At 67.1% G+C, this 19,841-nt stretch carries 18 protein-coding genes; 14 read left to right on the plus strand and 4 right to left on the minus strand.

All coding sequences use genetic code 11. The annotated features are described in order from the left end of the window. The first annotated feature begins 8 nt into the window (after positions 1 to 8). The 13 genes from M8A51_RS20585 (at position 9) to M8A51_RS20645 (ending at position 11,601) form a co-directional block, all read left to right on the plus strand. Positions 9 to 731 carry a TerC family protein gene (locus M8A51_RS20585; RefSeq protein ID WP_251780415.1) on the plus strand — a complete coding sequence of 241 codons (723 nt, stop codon included), beginning with the start codon at positions 9 to 11 and terminating at the stop codon, positions 729 to 731. 66 nt (positions 732 to 797) lie between these two features. After that, positions 798 to 1,079 (plus strand): hypothetical protein, encoded by a 282-nt coding sequence (locus M8A51_RS20590; RefSeq protein ID WP_251780416.1) that lies wholly within the window; start codon positions 798 to 800, stop codon positions 1,077 to 1,079. Positions 1,080 to 1,364: 285 nt separating this feature from the next. Then, complete coding sequence (locus tag M8A51_RS20595) at positions 1,365 to 2,399, plus strand: Bug family tripartite tricarboxylate transporter substrate binding protein (RefSeq protein WP_251780417.1); 1,035 nt, start codon at positions 1,365 to 1,367, stop codon at positions 2,397 to 2,399. A gap of 46 nt (positions 2,400 to 2,445) precedes the next feature. Further along, on the plus strand, positions 2,446 to 2,964 hold the full coding sequence (locus tag M8A51_RS20600; RefSeq protein WP_251780418.1) for a tripartite tricarboxylate transporter TctB family protein: 519 nt from the start codon (positions 2,446 to 2,448) through the stop codon (positions 2,962 to 2,964). Between the two features lie 22 nt (positions 2,965 to 2,986). Continuing rightward, positions 2,987 to 4,522: a tripartite tricarboxylate transporter permease gene (locus M8A51_RS20605; RefSeq protein ID WP_251780419.1), complete on the plus strand. Its 1,536-nt coding sequence runs from the start codon at positions 2,987 to 2,989 to the stop codon at positions 4,520 to 4,522. A gap of 54 nt (positions 4,523 to 4,576) precedes the next feature. Continuing rightward, the gene (gene frc / locus M8A51_RS20610; RefSeq protein ID WP_251780420.1) at positions 4,577 to 5,827 is read left to right on the plus strand and encodes a formyl-CoA transferase; all 1,251 of its coding nucleotides are present in this window, start codon (positions 4,577 to 4,579) and stop codon (positions 5,825 to 5,827) included. Positions 5,828 to 5,839: 12 nt separating this feature from the next. After that, on the plus strand, positions 5,840 to 6,283 hold the full coding sequence (locus M8A51_RS20615; RefSeq protein ID WP_251780421.1) for a PAS domain S-box protein: 444 nt from the start codon (positions 5,840 to 5,842) through the stop codon (positions 6,281 to 6,283). 18 nt (positions 6,284 to 6,301) lie between these two features. Further along, positions 6,302 to 7,549, plus strand: a complete 1,248-nt coding sequence (gene frc, locus M8A51_RS20620) for a formyl-CoA transferase (protein ID WP_251780422.1) — start codon at positions 6,302 to 6,304, stop codon at positions 7,547 to 7,549. A gap of 118 nt (positions 7,550 to 7,667) precedes the next feature. Further along, complete coding sequence (locus M8A51_RS20625) at positions 7,668 to 7,949, plus strand: HAD family hydrolase (RefSeq protein WP_251780423.1); 282 nt, start codon at positions 7,668 to 7,670, stop codon at positions 7,947 to 7,949. A 10-nt stretch (positions 7,950 to 7,959) separates the two neighbouring features. Next, positions 7,960 to 8,796, plus strand: coding sequence for a CoA-binding protein (locus M8A51_RS20630; RefSeq protein WP_251780424.1), 837 nt, complete (start codon positions 7,960 to 7,962; stop codon positions 8,794 to 8,796). A gap of 17 nt (positions 8,797 to 8,813) precedes the next feature. After that, the gene (locus M8A51_RS20635; RefSeq protein ID WP_251780425.1) at positions 8,814 to 9,599 is read left to right on the plus strand and encodes a fumarylacetoacetate hydrolase family protein; all 786 of its coding nucleotides are present in this window, start codon (positions 8,814 to 8,816) and stop codon (positions 9,597 to 9,599) included. Between the two features lie 30 nt (positions 9,600 to 9,629). Beyond that, positions 9,630 to 10,652 (plus strand): 2-dehydropantoate 2-reductase, encoded by a 1,023-nt coding sequence (locus M8A51_RS20640; RefSeq protein ID WP_251780426.1) that lies wholly within the window; start codon positions 9,630 to 9,632, stop codon positions 10,650 to 10,652. Between the two features lie 16 nt (positions 10,653 to 10,668). Then, the gene (locus tag M8A51_RS20645) at positions 10,669 to 11,601 is read left to right on the plus strand and encodes a LysR family transcriptional regulator (protein WP_251780427.1); all 933 of its coding nucleotides are present in this window, start codon (positions 10,669 to 10,671) and stop codon (positions 11,599 to 11,601) included. A 12-nt stretch (positions 11,602 to 11,613) separates the two neighbouring features. Here the strand turns inward: M8A51_RS20645 and glxR are convergent, their stop codons facing one another. From glxR to gcl, 3 genes are read right to left on the minus strand one after another with little or no spacing between them, the layout of a single operon-like run. Further along, entirely contained in the window at positions 11,614 to 12,519 is a 906-nt protein-coding gene (gene glxR / locus M8A51_RS20650; protein WP_251780428.1) for a 2-hydroxy-3-oxopropionate reductase, read from the minus strand. A gap of 32 nt (positions 12,520 to 12,551) precedes the next feature. Beyond that, entirely contained in the window at positions 12,552 to 13,331 is a 780-nt protein-coding gene (hyi, locus tag M8A51_RS20655; protein WP_251780429.1) for a hydroxypyruvate isomerase, read from the minus strand. 19 nt (positions 13,332 to 13,350) lie between these two features. Beyond that, on the minus strand, positions 13,351 to 15,141 hold the full coding sequence (gene gcl, locus M8A51_RS20660; RefSeq protein ID WP_251780430.1) for a glyoxylate carboligase: 1,791 nt from the start codon (positions 15,139 to 15,141) through the stop codon (positions 13,351 to 13,353). A 384-nt stretch (positions 15,142 to 15,525) separates the two neighbouring features. On the opposite strand from gcl, the gene M8A51_RS20665 reads away from it, so the two are divergent. Further along, entirely contained in the window at positions 15,526 to 16,923 is a 1,398-nt protein-coding gene (locus tag M8A51_RS20665; RefSeq protein ID WP_251780431.1) for an MFS transporter, read from the plus strand. Between the two features lie 201 nt (positions 16,924 to 17,124). On the opposite strand, the gene M8A51_RS20670 is transcribed toward M8A51_RS20665, so the two are convergent. Continuing rightward, on the minus strand, positions 17,125 to 19,815 hold the full coding sequence (locus tag M8A51_RS20670; protein WP_251780432.1) for a glycoside hydrolase family 3 protein: 2,691 nt from the start codon (positions 19,813 to 19,815) through the stop codon (positions 17,125 to 17,127). Positions 19,816 to 19,841 lie beyond the last annotated feature (26 nt).

Raw genomic sequence — 19,841 nt, forward strand, 5'->3', positions numbered from 1 at the left:
CGACCCGCATGGAACAGTTCTTGACGACCGAGTTCCTGGTCGCCGTCGGCCAGATCATCCTGATCGACATCCTGCTCGGCGGCGACAACGCGGTGGTGATCGCGCTGGCATGCCGCAAGCTGCCGCCGCGGCAGCGCAGGCTCGGCATCCTGTGGGGCACCGCCGGCGCGATCCTGCTGCGCGTGGTGCTGATCTTCTTTGCACTGACGCTGCTGGCGGTTCCTTTCCTCAAGCTGGTCGGTGCGGCGCTGCTGCTGTGGATCGGCGTCAAGCTGATGCGCCCGGAGGATGACGATGCCCATGCAGGCCTGCCGGCCAGCGACCGGCTGCTGGCCGCGATCAAGACCGTCATCGTGGCGGACTTCGTGATGAGCCTGGACAACGTGATCGCGATCGCCGGCGCGGCCGAAGGCGCCGGCGGCGACCACAAGATGGCGCTGGTCGTGTTCGGCCTGCTGGTCAGCATTCCGATCATCGTCTGGGGCAGCCAGCTGGTGATCAAGCTGATGGACCGCTTCCCGCTCGTCATCACGTTCGGCGCCGCACTGCTCGGGTGGATCGCCGGCGACATGGCGGTCGGTGACCCGGCCCTGGCGTCGTGGATGGCCAGCGCGCCGCAGTGGCTGCACCACGCCGCCCCGCCCGCGGGCGCAGCCCTGGTGGTGGCCGCCGGCCTGTGGCTGGCGCGCCGCGGTGCGGCCCGCCCCGGCACGCCGGTGCGCGCACCGTGAGCTGTGCCGCGGATTCATCGGATCAGGGTTAACGCGAGTTCTGGTTAATACCTATAGAATTCTCGAATGTCGGTCAAGCCGACCTTTTGGGAGTTCGACATGTTCTCGCTGTATGCCCTCCTTCGCGCGCTCGCCGGTGCCCTCTCTTCGCCTCGTGCGCGTCATGTGCTCCAACGGTTCACGGCTGAAGCCGCGGCCCTGCTTGACGCACTGCTGAGTCCCGGCAAGCTGATCGCGGAAGTCGAGACCATGCGCGCGCTGCAAGCCGAGGCCGATCGCATCGAGGCCGCCCAGCCGGTGCGCGCGGCCGTGCTGCGCCGCGAAGCCGCCCACCTCGGACGGCGTTGAACTGACGCATCCCCGGGCCTCACCGGCCCGGGCCGGATCTTCCCTCCTCCCGCTTCCTTCTCTCCTTCGGCACAGAGGCCGGCGCACCACGCGCCTTCGCTCCGAGCGGTTCCCGCTGAACCGACAGGTGCATCGCCCCCTGCCGTCACCCCACCCAAGCGCTTCCGAAAATCTTGACTGCGGTCAAGAGCGTTTTCGCGACTGCGGCACGACCATCTCTCCACGCAAAAGAGTTCGCCCCGCCGGGGCAGGACCGTCCCGATGGACCTACCAGGAGACATGGACATGACCGAAGCAAGCCCCTCGTTTCTGCGTCGCGCCAGCACGCCTGCGCGCGTCGCATTCACTGCCCTGACCACCGCTGCGCTGGCGGCTGCCGCGCCCGCATGGGGCTGGGAGCCCGCCAAGCCGGTGGAGTTCGTGGTGCCTGCCGGCACCGGCGGCGGTGCCGACCAGATGGCGCGTCTCATCCAGGGAATCATCGTCAAGCACAAGCTGATGAAGGAGTCGATGGTCGTCATCAACAAGTCGGGTGGTGCCGGTGCCGAAGGTTTCCTCGACATCAAGGGCTCCAAAGGCAACCCGCACAAGATCGTCATCACGCTGTCGAACCTGTTCACGACGCCGATGGCCACCGGCGTGCCGTTCCACTGGAAGGACATGACGCCCGTCTCGATGATGGCGCTGGACCAGTTCGTCCTGTGGGTCAACGCACAAAGTCCGTACAAGACCGCCAGCGAATACGTCGCCGCCGTGAAGGCCGCAGGGGCCAGCAAGTTCAAGATGGGCGGCACCGGCTCCAAGCAGGAAGACCAGATCATCACGGTCGGTCTCGAAAAGGCCACCGGTACCAAGTTCATCTACGTGCCGTTCAAGGGCGGCGGCGAGGTTGCGGTGCAACTGGTCGGCAACCACATCAACTCGACGGTGAACAACCCGATCGAGGCCGTGGCCCAGTGGCGCTCGGGAGCGCTGCGTCCGCTGTGCGTGTTCGACACCGACCGCATGCCCTACAGCGCCAAGGTCACCGAAACGCAGTCCTGGGCCGACATCCCCACCTGCAAGGAGTCGGGCGTATCGACCGACTACGTGATGCTGCGCGGCATCTTCATGGCACCCGGCGTCACGCCCGAGCAGCAGGCGTACTACGTCGACCTGATGAAGAAGGTGCGCGAGACGCCCGACTGGAAGGACTACATGGAAAAGGGCGCCTTCAACACGACGTCCCTGACCGGGGCCGAATTCCAGAAGTGGCTGGAAGGCGCCGAGGCCACCCACAAGGCCCTCATGACCGAGGCCGGGTTCATCGTCGCGAACTGAGGCCGCGCGCCTCCTGATCCATTTCCATTTTTTCGTGGAGCCATCCATGTCGAATGAAGATTCGTCGGGTGAAGGGCGGGTGCTCGCCCGCAACAACACCGTGGACGCCGTGGTCGCCGGGCTGCTGGCGGCCCTGGGGGTCGTCGTCATGCTGGAGGCGCGCAGGCTCGGTGCCGGGTGGACCAGCGATGGCCCCGGCGCCGGCTACTTCCCGTTCTACATCGGGCTGCTGCTGTCGATCGGCGGCGCCGGCATCGTGTACCAGTCGCTGCGCGCGAAGTCCGCCGACCGGGGCGCGTTCGTCGACAGCGAGCAGCTGAAGCGGGTGCTGTCGGTGCTGCTGCCATCCATCGGCTACGTCGTCGGCATCCTGCTGGTCGGCCTGTACGTGGCTTCGGCGCTCTTCATTGCCGGGTTCATGGTGTGGCTCGGCAAGTACAGCCTGGCCAAGAGCGCCTTGATCGGCGTGACGGTCAATGCCGTCTTCTTCCTGATGTTCGAGGTCTGGTTCAAGGTGCCGCTCTTCAAGGGCACCTTCGATCCGCTCGCTTTCCTCGGCTACTGAGCCTCTCAGTCGGAGCACCTACATGGAAGAGTTGTCCGCATTGCTGCAGGGTTTCGCCGTCGTGCTGACGCCGACGAACATCCTCGTGATGTTCATCGGCATCACGCTGGGCGTGCTGATCGGCGTGCTGCCCGGCCTGGGCGGTGCCAACGGCGTCGCGATCCTGCTGCCCCTCACCTTCACGATGTCGCCCACCACGGCGATCGTGATGCTGTCGTGCATCTACTGGGGCGCCCTGTTCGGCGGCGCCATCACGTCGGTGCTGTTCAACATCCCGGGCGAGCCCTGGTCGGTGGCGACCACTTTCGACGGCTACCCGATGGCTCAGCGAGGCCAGGCCGGCGCGGCATTGACCGCGGCCTTCACCTCCTCGTTCGTCGGCGCCTTCATCGCGGTGTTGATGATCACTTTTCTCGCGCCGCTGGTGGCCAGGTTCGCGCTGAAGTTCGGCACGCCCGAGTTCTTCGCGGTGTACCTGCTCACCTTCTGCAGTTTCGTCGGCATGGGCAAAGGCTCGCCGTTCAAGGTGCTGGTGTCGATGGCGCTGGGCTTCGCGCTGGCCGTCGTCGGCATGGACACCGTGACGGGTCAGTTGCGCATGACCTTCGGCGTCTCCGAGATGATGCGGGGCTTCGACTTCCTGATCGCGGTGATCGGCCTGTTCGGCATCGGCGAAATCCTGACCACGATGGAAGAAGGCCTGCGCTTCTCGGGCAAGTCGGCCCGCATCAGCCCCAAGGTGGTGTGGGAGACCTGGAAGCAGCTGCCGCGCTACTGGGTCACCTCGCTGCGCAGCTCGGTGGTCGGCATGTGGATGGGCATCACGCCGGGCGGCGCGACGCCGGCCTCCTTCATGAGCTACGGCCTCGCGAAGAAGATGTCGAAGAACGGCGCCAACTTCGGCAAGGGCGACATCGAAGGCGTGGTCGCGCCGGAAACCGCGGCGCATGCCGCCGGCACCAGCGCGCTGCTGCCGATGCTCGCACTCGGCATTCCGGGCTCCCCGACCGCTGCCGTGCTGCTCGGTGGCCTGCTGATCTGGGGCCTGCAGCCGGGCCCGCTGCTATTCACCGAGCAGAAGGACTTCGTCTGGGGCCTGATCGCCAGCATGTACCTCGGCAACATCGCCGGCCTGATCGTCGTGCTGTGCACGGTGCCGCTGTTCGCCTCCATCCTGCGCATCCCGTTCTCGATCATCGCGCCGGTGATCATCGTGATCTGCGCCATCGGCGCCTACACGGTGCACAACGCCATGCTGGACATCGCGCTGATGCTCGGCTTCGGCGTCATCGGCTATGTGTTCAAGAAGCTCGACTACCCGCTCGCGCCGCTGGTGCTGGCGCTGGTGCTCGGCGACAAGGCCGAGGACTCGTTCCGCCAGGCCATGCTGGTGTCCCAGGGCGACGTCGGCGTGATGTGGTCCAACCCGCTGGTCGGCTCGATCACGACGCTGGCACTCGTGATGCTGTTCTGGCCGCTGATCTCACGCGCCCTGGCGACGCTGCGCGGCCCCCGGGACGACAAACCCGGGCTGGCCGGCGAGCAGGCCGCCAAGTGACATTTTTATCTTCCCCTCCTCCATCGATACGACACAAGTGAAGGAAGCATGACCATGAACAAACCCCTCGACGGCATTCGCATCATCGATTTCACGCACGTACAGGCAGGGCCTGCGTGCACGCAGCTGCTGGCATGGTTCGGCGCCGACGTGATCAAGGTCGAGCGCCCCGGCTCCGGCGACGTCACGCGCAACCAGCTGCGCGACATTCCCGACGCCGATGCGCTGTACTTCACGATGTTGAACAGCAACAAGCGTTCGCTGACGCTGGACACCAAGACCGCGGACGGCAAGGAGGTGCTCGAGAAGCTGATCCGGCGCTCCGACGTGATGGTGGAGAACTTCGGGCCCGGCGCACTGGACCGCATGGGTTTCACCTGGGAGCGCATCCTGGAGCTGAACCCCAAGATGATCCTGGCCTCTGTCAAGGGCTTCAGCGACGGGCACCACTACTCGGACCTGAAGGTGTACGAGAACGTGGCGCAGTGCGCCGGCGGCGCCGCCTCCACCACCGGTTTCTGGGACGGCCCGCCGACGGTCAGCGCCGCAGCGCTGGGCGACAGCAACACCGGCATGCACCTGGCGATCGGCATCCTGACCGCGCTGCGCGGCCGCGACCAGACCGGCAAGGGCCAGAAGGTGGCCGTGTCGATGCAGGACGCGGTGCTCAACCTGTGCCGCGTCAAGCTGCGCGACCAGCAGCGGCTGGACCGCGTCGGCTACCTCGAGGAGTATCCGCAGTACCCGCACGGCAGCTTCACCGACGTGGTGCCTCGCGGTGGCAACGCCGGCGGTGGCGGGCAGCCCGGCTGGGTGCTCAAGTGCAAGGGATGGGAGACCGACCCCAATGCCTACATCTACTTCACGATCCAGGGCCATGCCTGGGAGCCGATCTGCGACGCCATCGGCAAGCCCGAGTGGAAGACCGACTCCGCCTACACGACGGCCAAGGCGCGTCAACCGCACATCACGCAGATCTTCGACACCATCGAGGCCTGGCTGGCCGACAAGACCAAGTACGAGGCCGTCGACATCCTGCGCAAGTTCGACATCCCCTGCTCACCGGTGCTGTCGATGAAGGAGCTTGCCAACGACCCGTCGCTGCGCAAGAGCGGCACCATCGTCGAGGTCGAGCACAAGCAGCGCGGCACCTATCTCACGGTCGGGAGCCCGATCAAGTTCTCCGACCTCAAGCCGGAGGTCACCGGCTCGCCGCTGCTCGGCGAACACACCGACCAGGTGTTGGCCGAACTGGGCTACAGCGCGGACCAGATCGCCACCATGCACGCCGTCGGCGTGGTCTGAGGAGGCACCGCCATGGCGAGCATCGACTACGAGAAGCTGGTGCAGGCCATCGGCGACGCGGTGGTTGTCGTCGATGTCAGCGGGGTGATCGTGACGTGGAATGCAGCGGCCACGCGCATCTTCGGCTACACCGAGGCCGAAGCGCTGGGCCGCTCGCTCGACCTGATCATCCCCGAGCGGCAGCGCGACCGCCACTGGGAGGGCTACATGAAGACGGTCAGCAGCGGCACCACGCGCTACGGCAGCAGCGTGCTGCGCGTGCCGGCGCTGCACCGCGACGGCGCCGCGCTGTCTATCGCCTTCACCGTCGCGCTGCTGTACAAGGACAGCGGCCAGGTCGACGCCATTGCGGCTGTCATCCGCGATGAAACGACCCGCTTCGCCGAGGAGCGGGCCCTGCGCAAACGCCTGACGGAGCTGGAAACGAAGCTGGCCGTCGGTGCGTCGACGCCCTGAACTTCCGGGAGACCCCGAATGAGCAAGGCCCTGGCAGACGTTCGCGTGCTGGACTTCACTCACGTGCAATCCGGACCGACGTGCACCCAGCTGCTCGCCTGGTTCGGCGCCGACGTGATCAAGGTCGAGCGGCCCGGAGAAGGCGACGCAACGCGCGGTCAACTGCGCGACATCCCTGGCGTGGATAGCCTCTACTTCACGATGCTGAACCACAACAAGCGCTCGGTCACGCTGAACGCCAAGACCGCCAAGGGCAAGCAGGTGCTCGACTCATTGATCGCGCACTGCGACGTGCTGGTCGAGAACTTCGCCCCCGGTGCGATGGAGCGCATGGGCCTGACCTGGGCGCACATCCAGAAGGTGAACCCGCGCATGATCGTGGCGTCGGTGAAGGGCTTCGGCCCTGGGCAGTACGAGCACTGCAAGGTCTATGAAAACGTCGCGCAGTGCGCCGGCGGTGCCGCTTCGACGACCGGCTTCGATGACGGCCCGCCGGTGGTCAGCGGCGCGCAGATCGGCGACAGCGGCACCGGGCTGCATCTGGCGCTCGGCATCGTCACCGCGCTGTACCAGCGCGAGCGCACCGGTCGCGGCCAGCAGGTCCTTGCGCCGATGCAGGACGCGGTGCTCAACCTGTGCCGCGTGAAGCTGCGCGACCAACAACGCCTGGAGCGCACCGGCACGCTGCACGAGTACCCGCAGTACCCCGACGGCCGCTTCGGCGAGGCAGTGCCGCGCGCAGGCAATGCGTCGGGCGGCGGCCAGCCGGGCAGCATCCTGCGCTGCAAGGGTTGGGAAACCGATCCCAACGCCTACATCTACTTCATCACGCAAGCTGCGGTGTGGCCGGCCGTCTGCCAGGTGATCGGCGAGGAGGGCTGGATCGCCGACGAGGCCTACGCCACCCCGCAGGCTCGCCTGCTGCACCTGAAACCGATCTTCGCGCGCATCGAGCAGTGGACGATGAGCAAGACCAAGTACGAGGCGATGGAGATCCTGAACCGGTACGACATCCCGTGCGGGCCCATTCTCTCGATGAAGGAGATCGCCCAGGACCCGGGTCTGCGCAAGACCGGCACCGTGGTGGAGGTCGACCACCCGACGCGCGGCCGGCACCTGACGGTGGGCAACCCCATCAAGCTGTCGGACAGCCCGACCGAGGTGACCCGCGCGCCGCTGCTCGGCGAACACACCGACGAGGTGCTGGCCGAACTGGGCTACAGCGCCGGCGACCTCGAATTGCTGCGCAGCGAGGGCGCCATCTGACGCGACACCATCAACGACAGCGAATGCTCTGGATAAAAACGTTTGACTGTCATTGATCGTGTCTCCTGCCTAGAGTCTCCGTACCGCAACGCCACATCGGACCACAGGAGAAAAGCTCATGGCAAACGATCTCGAACGCGATGCCTACAACGCCGCTTTCTATGAACTGGGCCTGCGCTGGCACTGGGACGACGAGACCTACGCCGGCCTGCTGCGCCACAGCGAGCACCCAGAAACCCGCATCCGGCATTACCTCGAAACGCGTCAGCCGCACCTGTTGAAGGCCTACGACGCAGCCTTCCTGGTCGACGTGATCCAGCAACGCGCTGCACAACACAAGCCTTGCACTGCGCACCGCTTCGACTGGGCGCAGGCCGTGGGCACCGAACTCGGCGCCTGAAAGCATCCCGATGTCCATCCTCGTCGACAAGCACACGCGCGTGATCACGCAGGGAGCGACCGGCCAGGCCGGGCAGCGCTACACGGCGACCTGTCGCGCGTACGGCAACGGCCGGCGCTGCTACGTCGCGGGGGTGAACCCGAACAAGGCCGGCCAGTCGCTCGACGGCCTGCCCATCTTCGGCAGCGTCGCGGAGGCACGCGCGGCGACCGGCGCGACGGTCTCGGTGGTCTACGTGCCGCCTGCCTGCGCGGCCGCTGCCATCGAGGAAGCGGTCGACGCCGACATGGCACTCGTGATCTGCGCCACCGACGGCCTCCAGGCCGACGACATGCAGCGCGTGCGCCGTCGTGTGCAGGACAGCCGCACCCTGCTGCTGGGGCCCCAATGTCCGGGGGTGATCACACCCGAGCAGATCGCGGTCGGCCCCTTGCGGGAGCACGGGTTCCGGCCCGGCCGCATCGGCATCGTCTCGCGCCATTTCGCGCTGCAGGTTCAGGCCGCCGAGCAGCTCGCCCCCTACGGACTCGGGCAGTCGACCCTGGTGGGCATCGGCCAGGATCCGACGGGCGGTCTGCCAGAGATCGACGTGCTCAGACTTTTCAACGACGATCCCGCGACCGACGCGGTGCTGATGCTCGAAGACATCGGTGCAGACCCCGACGGCCGCTGTGCCCGCTGGATTGCGGAGCACATGGACAAACCGGTGTTCGCTTTCGCAAGCCGCCCTGAACCGGACGTGCTGAAGAGGATGCGCGACAACGGCATCGACGTCACCTGCGACCCCGCCGCGATCGGCGAGCTGGTCGCTTCCCGGGTCCAGCCGCAATGGCTGCCCTTCGACTGACTTCACAGGAAGGCACGATGCAACAACGCTGGATGCGCTATTCGCTCGAGGGCCTCATCGGCTTCGGCACCCTCGAAGGCGACCGGGTGCACGAGCATCGCGGCGAGTTGTTCGGCGAGCACGAACCCACCGGCCGCGTCTTCGCGCTGGCCGACGCCCAGGTGCTGATGCCCACGCAACCCAGCAAGGTGGTGGCGATGTGGAACAACTTCGGCGAGCTGCGCACGAAGCTCAAGCTCGCACTGCCTGAAGAGCCGCTCTACCTGCTGAAGGCGCCCAACAGCTGGGCCGCGCATGGCGACCCCATCCGTGAGCCGCGCACCCCCGCGAAAGTGGTGTTCGAAGGCGAACTCGGCATCGTGATCGGCAAGCGCTGCAGTGCCGTGCCCGAAGACCAGGCGCTGGCGCATGTGTTCGGCTACACCTGCGGCAACGACGTGACGGTGGCCGACATCCTGTTTCGCGATGCCTCGTTCGCGCAATGGACACGCGCCAAGGGGCTGGACACCTTCTGCCCGCTGGGCCCGGTGGTGGCCACCGGGCTCGATCCGGACACGCTGCGGGTGAAGACGCTGCTCGACGGCCAGGTGCGCCAGGACTATCCGATCAGCGACATGACGTTCCCGGTGCAGCGCCTCGTCAGTCTGATCTCCTTCGACATGACCCTGCTTCCCGGCGACGTGATCCTGTGCGGCACGTCGGTCGGCGTCGGCTCGATGAGGCCGGGTAGCGTCGTCGAGGTCGAGATCGACGGCATCGGCCGGCTGGCCAACCGCTACGGCGCGCCCGGTGACAGGCCCTAGGCCGCAGGATTTCAACTCCAGGAGCTCTCCATGAAGATCGCGATCATCGGCGCCGGGGCCATCGGCGGCCTCGTCGGCGCCCGGCTCGCGCTGGCCGGCGAAGAAGTCACGTTCGTCGTGCGTGGCCACAACCTCGCCGCGATCGGTGCGCGCGGCATGCGGCTGCTGACGGCAGGCGGCGACGAACTCATCGCATCGAACGTGCACGCGACCGACCGCTACGAGTCGATCGGCCCGCAGGACGCGGTGATCCTGGCGACCAAGGCGCATCAGGTGGAGGCGGTGGTCGACCAGCTGCCCTTGCTGCTCGGGCCGCACACCACGGTCGTGACGATGCAGAACGGCATTCCGTACTGGTACTTCCAGCGTCATGGCGGCCCTTACGAGGGCACGCGAGTGACCAGTGTCGACCCCCACGGGAAAGTGGCAGCGGGCATCCCGGCCGGGCGCGTCGTCGGCTGCGTCGTCTATCCGGCATCCGAGCTGGTGGCCCCCGGTGTGGTCCGCCATATCGAAGGCGACCGTCTGCCGCTGGGGGAACTCGACGGCACCTCGACCGAGCGGGTGCGCGACCTGTCGGCCTGCCTCGAGCACGCCGGCTTCAAGGCGCCGGTGCTCGACAACATCCGCGCCGAGATCTGGCTCAAGTTGTGGGGCAACCTGACCTTCAACCCGGTCAGCAGCCTGTCGCACTCGACGCTGGTCGACATCTGCCAGTACCCGCTGACGCGCGACCTGGCCGCCGCCATGATGCGCGAGGCGCAAGCGGTAGCGCACAAGCTCGACATCACATTTCGCGTGCCGCTGGAAAAGCGCATCGCCGGCGCCGAGAAGGTGGGCAAGCACAAGACCTCGATGCTGCAGGACGTGGAGGCCGGCCGTGAGCCGGAGATCGACGCGCTGGTCGGCTCGGTCGTCGAACTGGCCCGACTGACCGACACGCCGACGCCCCACATCGACACCGTCTATGCGCTGGTCAAGCTGCTCGCCCGCACCATGAGCGACCGGCGTGCCCACGTGCGGCTGCTCGAGACCGACCGGCTGGCGGCATGAAGCAGCGCCGGCACCCGTGAGGCACGCGACCCATCGCCAACTGAAGGTTTTCGAGTCGGTGGCCCGGCTGCTGAGCTTCTCGCGCGCCGCCGAAGAGCTGCACCTCACGCAGCCGGCCGTTTCGACGCAAGTCCGCAAGCTCGAAGAGCATGCGGGCAACCGCCTGTTCGAACAGTTCGGCAAGAAGATCTACCTGACGCCCGCGGGGGCGGAGCTGCTGCAGATCAGCCGCGCGATCATCCAGCAGTTCGAGGCCGCCGAGATCGCGATGACGCAGTTCAAGGGCATATCGGGAGGCCGGCTCAACGTCGGCGTCATCAGCGCCGGCGACTACTTCTTTCCGCGTCTGCTGGTCGAGTTCGTCGGGCGCCACAGCGGTGTCACGCTCAACTTCAGCGTGCACAACCGCGAAGGCCTGCTGACCCACATCGTCGAGAACCTCATCGACCTGGCGATCATGGTGCGGCCGCCCACCGAGCTCGACACGGTGAGCCAGCCCTTCGCGCCGCACCCCTATGTGATCGTCGCACCGCCGTCGCACCCGCTGGTCGGCCGGCGCGAGATCCCGCAAGGCGAGGTGATGCGTGAACCGTTCCTCGTGCGTGAGCGCGGCTCCGACACCTGGAAGTCGATGCAGGAGGGCTTCGGTGGCGACCTGTCGGGCATCAACATCGCGATGGAGATCCGTAGCACCGAGACGATCAAGCAGGCGGTGATGGCCGGCATGGGACTCGGCTTCCTGTCCGCCCACACCGTCAGCCGTGAACTGCAGGCGGGCAGCCTGCACGTGCTCGACGTACACGGTCTGCCGTTGATGTTGCACTGGTATGTCGTGCACCGGCGCACCAAGCGGCTGCCGCCGGTGGCGCAGGCGTTCAAGGACTTCCTGCTCGGCGACGCAGCAACGCTGATCGAACGCATCGTTCCGGCACCGATGCCGCAACGATGACGGCGGCAACGATCACACCGCGCGCTGACCCACCTCGAAGTTGGCGAGCTGTTCGAGCGCACGCAGCATCGCCGAATGATCCCAGCCCTTGCCGCCGTGCGCGGCGCAGGCATTGAACAGCTCTTGCGCGGTGGCGGTGTTGGGCAGCGACAGGCCCAGCGCGCGTGCGCTGCCCAGCGCCAGGTTCAGGTCCTTCTGGTGCAGCTCGATGCGAAAACCGGGCTCGAAGGTGCGCTTGACCATGCGCTCGCCGTGCACTTCGAGCACCTTCGACGATGCAAAGCCGCCCATCAGCGCCTGGCGCACCTTGGCCGGGTCGGCACCGGCGCGCGCGGCGAACAGCAGTGCCTCGGCCACGGCCTCGATGTTCAGCGCCACGATGATCTGGTTGGCGACCTTGGCCGTCTGCCCGTCGCCGACGCCGCCGACGCGCGTGATGTTCTTGCCCATCAGCTCGAACAATGGCCGCACCCTCTCGAAGGTGCCGGCGTCGCCGCCGACCATGATGGACAGGGTCGCGTTTTTCGCGCCGACCTCGCCCCCGGACACCGGAGCGTCGAGGTATTCGCAACCGATCTCGCGGATGCGTCGTGCGTAGTCCTTGGTTGCGATGGGCGAGATCGAACTCATGTCGACGACGATCTTGCCCTTGGAAAGCCCGGCCGCCACACCCTCGTCGGAAAACAGCGCCTTCTCGACATCGGGCGTGTCGGGCACCATCAGGAACACGATGTCGGCCCGCTCTGCCACACCGCGCCCGCTGAGACATTGCGTGGCGCGGCTGCCGGCGATCGTGTCGGGCATCTTGCCGAGCGTGTGCACGAACAGCTGATGGCCGGCGTGGATGAGGTGGCCTGCCATCGGCGTGCCCATGGTGCCCAGGCCAATGAAGCCCAGCTTGAAGGGATGATCGGTCATCGGGTTGTTTCCTCGTCGGGTCGAAGATGGGGTCACGCGATCAGGCGCTGGCGCCAGGCCAGGCCGGCCTCGGTGCCCGCCGCGGGCTTGTATTCGCAGCCGATCCAGCCGGTGTAGCCGAGACGGTCGATATGCCGCAACAGAAAGGCGTAGTCGATTTCGCCGGTGCCCGGCTCGTTGCGCCCAGGGTTGTCGGCCAGCTGGATGTGACCGATGCGTGCCAGGTGCTTCTCGATCGTCGCTGCCAGCTCGCCCTCCATGCGCTGCGCGTGGTAGATGTCGTATTGCAGATGGACGTTGTCGGCCCCGACTTCGTCGAGCAGCGCCAGCGCTTGTGCGGTGCGGCTGACGTAGAAGCCTTGGATGTCGAAGGTATTGATCGGTTCGAGCAGCAGGTCCAGCCCTGCGCGCCGCAGTTTGGTCGCCGCATGGCGCAGGTTGTCGACCAGCGTCGCACGCAGCACCGCCTCGTTCGTTCCATCGGGCGCCTTGCCGGCAAGGCAGTTCAAGCGTGGCACGCCCAGCCGCAGCGCGTAGTCGATCGCCTGGTCGACGCCGGCGCGGAACTCGCTCATTCGGTCGGGCAGGCAGGCAATGCCGCGCTCGCCTCGATCCCAATCGCCGGCCGGCAGGTTGTGCAGCACCAGTTCCAGCCCGTGGTCGTCCAGGCGCCGCCGGATCTCCTGCATCTCGTAGGCATACGGGAACAAGAACTCCACCGCCTTGAAACCGGCCCTGGCGGCACGCTCGAAACGGTCGAGGAACGGCACCTCGTTGAACAGCATCGTCAGGTTGGCAGCAAAGCGCGGCATGGCGTGTCCTTTTTTTTCTTCAGTCCAGCAGTCCGGCCAGCTCCAGGCCCTTGACGCCCGCCGGATGGCGGCAGTCGATGTCCTCGAACTCGACCACCTGGTCGATCTCGGTCCCCATCGAGATGTTCGTGACCTTCTCCAGGATCACTTCCACCACCACCGGCACGCTGTGCGTGCGTGCCAGCGCCTGCGCGTCTCGCAGAGCCACCTGCAACTTGGCAGGATCGGTGACACGCAATGCCTTGCAGCCCAGGCCTTCGATGACCTTGGCGTGGTCGACGCCATAGTTGCGCAGCACGTCGTCTTCGACGTTCTGGTTCTCGAAGGCCAGTTGCACGCAGTAGTCCATGTCGAAATTTCGCTGGGCCTGCCGGATCAGCCCGAGGTAGCTGTTGTTGACCAGCACCTGCACGTAGGGCAGCCGGAACTGTGCACCGACGGCGAGCTCCTCGACCAGGAACTGGAAGTCGTAGTCGCCCGACAGGCCGACCACGGTGCGTGTCGGATCCGCCGCCACCACACCCAGCGCCGCCGGGATGGTCCAGCCCAGGGGGCCGGCCTGGCCGCAGTTGATCCACTGCCGTGGGCCGTACACATGCAGAAACTGGGCTCCAGCGATCTGCGACAAGCCGATGGTGGAGACATACACCGTGTCGCGCGGGAACGCCGAGTTCATCTCTTCGTACACCCGCTGCGGCTTGATCGGTACGTTGTCGAACTGCGTCCTGCGGTGCATCAGCCGCTTGCGCTCGGCGCAGCGCTCGGCCCAGTCGCCGTATTCGGCCAGCCGGCCCTGGCCGCGACGCTCGCGGGCGACCTGCACGAACAGTTCGAGCGCGGCCTTGGCATCGGAGACGATGCCGTAGTCGGGCATGAAGACGCGCCCGATCTGCGTCGGCTCGATGTCCACATGCACGAAGCGCCGGCCGCGCGTGTAGGTCTCGACCGAGCCGGTGTGGCGGTTGGCCCAGCGGTTGCCGATGCCGAGCACGAAGTCGCTCGCCAGCATGGTGGCGTTGCCGTAGCGGTGCGAGGTCTGCAGGCCGCACATGCCGGCCATCAGGCGGTGATCGTCCGGGATCGTGCCCCAGCCCATCAGCGTGGGAATCACCGGCACGCCGGTCAGTTCGGCGAACTCGACCAGCAGATCGGATGCATCGGCGTTGACGATGCCGCCGCCGGCGACGATCAACGGCTTGGTCGCTGCGGCCAGCATGTCCATCGCCTTCTCGACCTGACGGCGCGTGGCGGCCGGCTTGTACACCGCGAGCGGTTCGTAGGTGTCGATGTCGAATTCGATCTCGGCCATCTGCACGTCGACCGGCAGGTCGATCAGCACCGGGCCCGGGCGGCCCGAGCGCATCAGATGGAAGGCCTGCTGGAACGCACGAGGCACCTGCGCCGGCTCGCGCACCGTCACGGCCCACTTGGTGACCGGCTTGGCGATCGATTCGATGTCGACGGCCTGGAAGTCCTCCTTGTACAGCCGAGCACGCGGTGCCTGGCCGGTGATGCACAGGATGGGGATCGAGTCCGCCCACGCCGAATACAGCCCGGTGATCATGTCGGTGCCGGCCGGCCCCGAAGTGCCGATGCACACGCCGATGTTGCCGGCCTTGGCGCGCGTGTAGCCTTCGGCCATGTGTGAAGCGCCCTCGACGTGGCGAGCCAAAACGTGCGCAATCGACTGGCGTTCTCGCAGTTGCGCATACAGCGGGTTGATGGCCGCGCCCGGCACGCCGAACGCATGGGTGACGCCTTCTTTCTCCATCACCAGCACCGCCGCCATCGCGGCCTTCATCTTCGCCATCTCGACCTCCTTGCGGATGAGTAGCAACAGGCGGCATCGTCGGCGCGAGGCCCGGCGATCGTCGTTGACCACGGTCAAGATTCGAAAAATGGAAGCGCTGCGCAGTGCAGCACGAAGGGGTCGGTGCAGCCCCGCTCGTGCAGTGCCGGGCCAGCGCAGCGTCCCTCGGATCCCCCTGCCGGAATGACGACGCGCTTTGACGCAGGATGTCCGCAGACGTTGTACTAGGATGCTCCAGGTTCATGCGGATCTGCCTGATCCGCCAAGCCACGAAGCACCGATGAAACAGCCTTCCGACGGCGCGCCACCCGCGGCATCGGCCGAGCCCTTGTCCGCCGAGCCGAGCCGCGCCGCGAGCGTGTCATTGCGTTGTTCACCGCGGTCATGCTGCCGATGTTCCTCGCCGCGGTCGACCAGACGCTGCTGGCAACCGCGACCCCCGCGATCGCAGCTGAGCTGGGCGGACTGAGCGGTACCTCGTGGATCGCGGTCGCCTACCTGCTGTCTGCCACGGTGATGGCGCCGCTGTACGGTCGGCTCGGCGACCGACTGGGCCGCCGCAACCTGCTGCACGTCGCGCTGGTGGTGTTCGCCGCCGGCACGCTGCTGTGCGAGGCGGCACCCAGCATGTCGCTGCTGATCGGTGCGCGCGCGGTGCAGGGATTGGGCGGCGGCGGCCTCATGGTGCTGTCGCAGGCCCTGATCGGCGAGCTGGTCGAGCCACGCGAGCGTCCGCGTTATCAGGGCTACTTCTCGCTGGTCTTCACGGCGTCGAGCGTTGGCGGCCCCGTCGTCGGTGGGCTGGTCATCGACCACGTCAGCTGGCGGTGGCTGTTCCTCGGCAGTCTCCCGTTGTCGATGCTCGCGTACTGGCGCGTCTCGCGGCTGCCCGTCCCCGATGTGGCACCGACGCGCGGGGCACCGCCCGATCCGCTGGGCGTGCTGCTGTTCGCCGTCACGGCCGTCGGCGCCTTGTCATGGCTGAGCATGGTCGGACATCAGCTGCCGATGCGCTCGCCCGCAGGCTGCGCACTCGCCGGGTTTGCCGCGCTCTACGGCTGCCTGCTGTGGCGCCAGCAGCGACGCCACCCCCACCCGTTCCTGCCACTGGACATCCTGCGCCTGCCGTCGATGGGATGGGTGTCCGCGTCAGTCTTGTTCTTCGCGAGCACGCTGTTCGCGCTGGTCTTCCTGCTGCCGATCTACCAGCAGATCGGCCATGGTGCTTCAGCCTCGGCGTCCGGCATGCAGATGCTGCCGCTGACGGTCGGCGTGGTTCTCGGGTCGTGGCTGAACGGACACCTCACGGTTCGTTCCGGCAGGACCGGCCACCTTCCCGCGCGGGGCTTGGGCGCATGCGCCATGGCTCTGCTCGTGCTCGCACTCGCCCCGCCCTTGCCCTGGCTGACACTGCTCGCGGCAGCCTGCTGCGGTCTGGGCCTGGGCTTCGTGATGCCGAATGCCCAGCTGTGGACCCAGCTCGCTGCAGGGCGTCGGCAGCTGGGTGCGGCGGCAGCGCTGATCTCGCTGACGCGGTCGTCCCGCGCCTCGTTCGGCACGGCGGCTTTCGCGGGCCTCGCATTCGCGCTGCTGCATCTTGAGCCGGGTGCGAGCCGCGCTGCCATGCCCGTGGGCCTGACACAACTGGCACCCGCCGAAGTGGCACGGGCCTTCCGCCTCGTGTTCCTGTCGCTCGCCCTGTTCGCCGGCCTCGGTGCCTGGGCAGCGACGCGCATTCCCGTCATCGAGCTGTCGGCGTCTCGTGAAGGCGAGGCGGCATGAGTCCAGGCGGCGACGCCTGCCCCGCCCCCGCGGGAGTGGCTGCGAGCACAAGCTGCCTGGGTCATGACAACTCCTCGATCGCGAACGTCATGCCCGGAAAGCGGCAATCCGGTCGGCGTCCGCGCGGCCGCGAGAAAGCGGACCGGCACAGGCCGCGAGCGCCTGCGCCGGTCGACAACGGCGACCGCTATACGCGCGTGTTCATGGCGTGCCGGTCAACGCGCCTTCGCACGACACGTTGCCCGCCCTGCCAGGCTCCCATCGGACGTTCGCCACCGACAGCTCGAAGCTGCCGGAGCTGTACACCAGCAAAGGCGTGTTGATGCCCGAGAAGTCGGTGCCGCGGTCGGCGAAGCACTGCAGCGGGACGGCAAGCTCGGTCCAGCCATTGACCGGCATCGCGTTCATCGCCGAGGTCACGTCGATCTCGCCGATGCATGGGTAGCCGCAGTCCACGCGCAGCTTCACCGCGTCGGTCGGCGCGGTGCTGACCCGGGCCTCGAAGACCAGCGCACCACCGGCATTCAGGTAAGGCAGCAGATCGACCTTGTCGTTCTCGTTCTGGCTTTGCAGATAGAGCTGGCCCATCGCGTTGTTCCAGCGCGCACGGATCGCAGCCCACTGGCGGCCGCCTTCGTCGTCGACCGGCGTCGCGGTGATCTCGCCTTGCGGCGGCTCGGTGCTGCTCGCGGTCGACAACGCAACGACATTGCTCCAACTCGACGGCGCACCGATGCGCACGGCCCAGCCGGGCTCGACCGCGCCGCCGCTGAAGAAGCCGATCGGCTCGGTGGCCGAGCCCCCGCCGCCGCCCGGCGGTTGGCCGCAGCCCTGGCTGATGCTGGTCTCGTCGTATTGGGGTTGCGCAGCGCCCGGCTGCGCATAGCTGAGCCCGTAGCCGTAGGGGTACAGCGGATCGTAGCCTTCCTGTCCGCGGTTCAATGCCACCTGGCAGGCCGAGCGCGGCCACGAGTACGACAGCTTGCCACTGAAGTCGTGGTCGACGCTGCCGTCGGCCTTGCGAAACAGCACGTCGGTGAGGCCGTCGCCTTCGGTGCCCGGCAGCCAGGCGGCGACAAAGGCGTCGGAGCGATTGATCTCGCGGTTGGCGTGCAGCGGACGGCCCGAGTACATCACCGTGACGATCTTTTTGACGCCCTTGGCCTTCAACGCGTCGATCAGCGCCAGGTCTTCCGGGCGCCAGCGCGCGTGCTCCAGCGTCTTGTTCGGCCCGATGTCGCCGATGCCTTCGGCGTATGGTGTTTCGCCGATGACCACCAGCGCCACGTCATGTTCGGGCGTGGCCAGGTCGGCGCCGGCGCTGGTGTCGAGTTCGGCGTTCGGCGCGATCTGCTGCACCGCCTGCCACAGCGTGCGGCCCCCGCCGTAGTCGGCATTGACGTTGTCGGTGCCTTGCCAGGTGAGCGTCCACCCGCCGGTCTGGTTGGCCAGGCTGTCGGCGCTCTTGCCGGCGACCAGGATCTTCGCGTCGCGCGCCAGCGGCAGCACCCCGTCGTTGTTCTTCAGCAGCACCAGCGACTTGCGCACCGCTTCGCGCGCCACCGCACGGTGTTCAGCGCTGCCGACCTCGCGCGAGGCCAGCCGCTCGGACGGCTTGGGCTTGTCGAACAGGCCGGCGCGCAGCTTGACGCGCAGGATGCGGCGCACGGCATCGTCGATGCGCGCCATCGGGATCTCGCCGGCCTCGACACTCGCGATCGTGTTGGTGATGAACGCGAGCCAGTCGTCGCGGTACGGCACCATCACCATGTCGATGCCGGCGTTGATCGCGTGCGCGCAGTCGGCGTTGGTGCAGTCGACGGTCGAGTCGCTGTTGGCTTGGTTGACCTGGCCAATGCCGTTCCAGTCCGACACGACGAAGCCGTCGAAGCCCATCTTGGTCTTCAGCACGTCGGTCAGCAGGTATTTGTGGCCATGCATCTTGTCGGCGCGTGCCGCATCGCCTTGCGCCGCGTCCTGCCAGCTGCTGAACGACGCCATCACTGTCTGCGCACCGGCCTGCAGCGCCGTGAAGTAGCCGCGGCCGTGCATGTTGATCAGCTCGCGTTCGTCGACGCGGGTCACCCCCTGGTCCTTGCCATCGATGGTGCCGCCGTCACCGATGTAGTGCTTCGCGGTCGCCACCACTTTCTCGTTCGCCTGCACATCGTCGGCCAGTGCGCCTTGCAACCCGCGCACGATCTCGCCGGCGTAGGACTGCACCAGCAGCGGGTCCTCGGCAAAGCCCTCGTACGTGCGGCCCCAGCGGTCGTCGCGCACGACGGCCAGCGTCGGGCCGAACGCCCAGTCGATGCCGGTGCGGGCCACCTCGCGTGCGGTGACCTCGCCGATGCGGCGCATCAGGTCGGGGTCGCGTGCCGCGCCCAGGCCGATGTTGTGCGGGAACATCGTCGCGCCGCGCACATTGTTGTGCCCGTGCACCGCGTCCGTGCCCCAGATCAGCGGGATCGGGTTGGCATTGGCCGGGTCGACCGATGCCTCCCACAGCGAGTCGGCCAGTGCCAGCCAGTCGTCGACCGCCGCGGCCTTGTTCTGGCCCGGGAACGAGCCGCCACCGTTGAGCACCGAGCCGATGTGGTACTGGCGGATGTCGTCGGGCGTGACACCCTGGATCTCGACCTGTGTCATCTGGCCGACCTTCTCGGCCAGCGACAGCTTGGCGAGCAGCGCCTCCACTTCGGCTTCGAGCGCCGCATCGGTCGCGATCGCGCTGCGCAGCTGCGGCCAGTCCCTCAGTTCGGTGGTGGGGATGCGGTCATCCGGCGGGTCGTCGGAACCGCCTCCGCCGCAGGCCACCAGGCCCGCCGCGACCAAGGATGCAAAAGTGCAGGCAAAGGCCAGCCTGCGCCTCGCCCGATGGCGTGCGTTCATGTCGTCTCCTCAGGTGTTGGTTGAAG

The sequence above is a fragment of the Caldimonas mangrovi genome (assembly GCF_023721835.1).
Taxonomy (GTDB): domain Bacteria; phylum Pseudomonadota; class Gammaproteobacteria; order Burkholderiales; family Burkholderiaceae_C; genus Caldimonas; species Caldimonas mangrovi.